Raw genomic sequence first — 2,615 nt, 5'->3', positions numbered from 1 at the left:
TTTTTGCATAAAATATGGTGTCATACGTATACCACAACCTCCGGTTTAACGGCCGGAACCTGAAAAGGCCCTCAATCAAGGCTTTTTCAGCCTATCAGTCGGAAGACTTGTGCCGCCGTTAATGCAATTACTCCGAACATCAGGTGGGCCATGACCTTGGCCGCGCCACGCACCCGCACAAAGCGCCCGCCATAGTTGTCCTTGAGCGCGCTGTTGGCCCGTTCAGCAGCACTACGCTGGTTGTAGCGTTGTTTTTTCGCGGGGTCCATGGGAATGGTCTCTCCCGTACGTTTATTGGGGTCAATGACGGGCACATGGCCTAGCGTACGACTGAAATCATGTATGCCTTGCGCGTCATAGGCAGCGTCCATAAGGTCATACAGCGTATCCAGGCGTTCCTTGGTCATCTGCATTAAGGGGATAGCCACTTGACTGTCGTGAGTTGAAGCGCTGGTAAGAATTGCCGCTGCGGGAATATCGCCATCAACCACTCCCAGATGAAGTTTATACCCTATCCAATGGGTGGTATGTCCTTTGCTATTGCGTTTGGTTCCAACGTCGCATTGATTGGGCAATTCCTTTATGTTGTCCTCCAGCGAGCGGTTGGGTTGTAAATCAATACGTTTGGGGTCGGGGGGCGGGGCTTGTTCGCCCTTCTTGGGGCGTCCTCTTTTCTTCTTGGGCTTGGCCGTATCCTCTTTTTCTTTTTTCGCTGGCTTTTCACGGCCCTCTACGGCGGTAGCATCTATGCTATTATGCGCGAAAAGTTTCTCCTTGATAATGTCCTCAAACATCGCGGCATGAATACGTTGGGGCAGTTCATCGCGGGCAAAGTCGTTAAAAGCCCTTGAAAACGTGGATTCGCTTGGAATTTTGACGATGCCGTCGTATCCGCACAACGCGCGCAGGGTACGGTCCGCTTTTAACCGCAAGATAAGATCGCTTGTAGTGGGCATATTGAATATGGCCTTTGCGACAAAGGCTCTGAAGAGCAGTTCGCGGTCGTTGGGTATGCGTCCATTGCCCACCCAACCATATTGCGCAAACAAACCGTCCGTCCGCATTAGTTCGATGACACGGACAAGTTCCTGATGCTTCTGCGATAATTCCAAGGTCTCCTCAAGAATGGGGAATAGCGAATCCATGATGACGTAGAATTTGAATCGCAGGTCGTTTAGCATAGTATTAACACCTTCTTATTTAACTATCAAATATACTATACCACAACCGAGAAGAAAAATCAAGTCAAAAATTGAGGTTCTGCAAGAGGCTCGATTTATTCGGATTTTTGAATAGGGGAAACAACCAAACTGTTACGCTCGCGCCCGGAATATGCAGCAAGAAAGCGAAGACCCAAGAATTATCAACTGCTCAACCAACCTCGCCATCTGTTTAAGGAAATCGCTCACAGTAGCAAATATCGCAAAATACCTTAAGTTAGTGCCATTCGTGACTGTCCCCTGTTATTTCCCGTCGCTAAAATACCCCCCTATAGTTTTCCTGCCAATTCCAATCCTGCTAGGAATTCAGGGCAACCAATACTCACTCTTTCAGGACGGTATATTTCCTCTGCAATGCCAACCTGATAACCACGAACAGATGCACTTTCAAGAATATAATACATTAGTGCGTACTTATCCAGATATTCGGAATCAAAATTGTCCAGCATAATAATAATATCTTTTATTTCGGCAAATAGTTTTTCATTCATTGCTTGTGTGTAATATGCATCAACTCTTATAAGCATCAGGCCAAGATTATTTTTTTTCGCAAACAGTTTTTCAACTTCTGATATAAATAATGATGATTTAGTCTGGCTTGCCACGGATAATATTTCCTGTACTTTCTTTGATTTCTTGACCCATTTATTAGCTTTTTCCGAATAATCTACATAGTGAAAATATAGTTCATCTCTATCATATCCCCTGCTTTCAAGAAGTGCATTTACCTCCTCAATATGTTCTTTATACGGATACTCAGGTATAGGAAATCCATATTCATAAGCACCCTTCTCCAAATCAAGCGCTTCTCTTTCTAGCTCAATAGCGAGTCCACGATAGACACTTTTGTACTCTGGTGATTTAAGATCCTCCAATCGGGAATGTCTCTTGGCGGACATCATATGTTTTGTTTCATCTGCATTCACATTGTCTAATGATTCCTGTTCTTCCATGTTCTTAATTGTACTAACGTTAATCCTCAAGGACGTAGTAGAGGCCGACTCATCAGCATGTTCATCAACATCTCCTTTAGATTCTAAAGTCGGTGCGTAAAATCTGGTTCTTTCAATAAAAGCCGATTTGCAGATGTTTTGTGGTATTTTTAAATACAACAATACTACAATGAAAAACGCGAATATCACACCCGCAAAAACAATAATTATTTTTCTTTGTGTGCTATTCATATTATATTCCTTTTTTATAATAAGTATTATTCGCCTTCAACATAATTTGCATCGCAAGAATTAATTGCTTCACTGTTAAGATAGATAAAACCAGGTGGATAAAAAAACTCAGGTTGCCTTATTGATGAAGGATCAAAAAAGTCACCCACATAATTCCCGGTCTCTGCTAAATTTGGCACCATTGTATATAACCATTCTTGGGACTTATTAT

2 protein-coding genes are annotated in these 2,615 nt (G+C 43.0%); both read right to left on the bottom strand.

Going from position 1 to position 2,615, the window contains the following annotated elements; all coding sequences use genetic code 11:
• Window positions 1-86 precede the first annotated feature (86 nt).
• Entirely contained in the window at window positions 87-1,181 is a 1,095-nt protein-coding gene (locus GX117_14045) for a transposase (GenBank protein NLO34452.1), read from the bottom strand.
• A gap of 308 nt (window positions 1,182-1,489) precedes the next feature.
• On the bottom strand, window positions 1,490-2,404 hold the full coding sequence (locus GX117_14040; protein NLO34451.1) for a hypothetical protein: 915 nt from the start codon (window positions 2,402-2,404) through the stop codon (window positions 1,490-1,492).
• Between the last annotated feature and the right edge of the window lie 211 nt (window positions 2,405-2,615).

This window comes from Candidatus Hydrogenedentota bacterium, assembly GCA_012523015.1.
GTDB lineage: Bacteria > Hydrogenedentota > Hydrogenedentia > Hydrogenedentales > CAITNO01 > JAAYBJ01.
The sequence above is the reverse complement of the archived record's forward strand: the minus strand, read 5'-3'. Positions and strand labels throughout refer to the sequence as shown.

What these genes read in the sequence shown, in the direction of transcription:
- GX117_14045 (NLO34452.1), bottom strand. Translation starts at nt 1,181, where the DNA reads ATGCTAAACGACCTGCGATTCAAATTCTACGTCATCATGGATTCGCTA.
- GX117_14040 (NLO34451.1), bottom strand. Translation starts at nt 2,404, where the DNA reads ATGAATAGCACACAAAGAAAAATAATTATTGTTTTTGCGGGTGTGATA.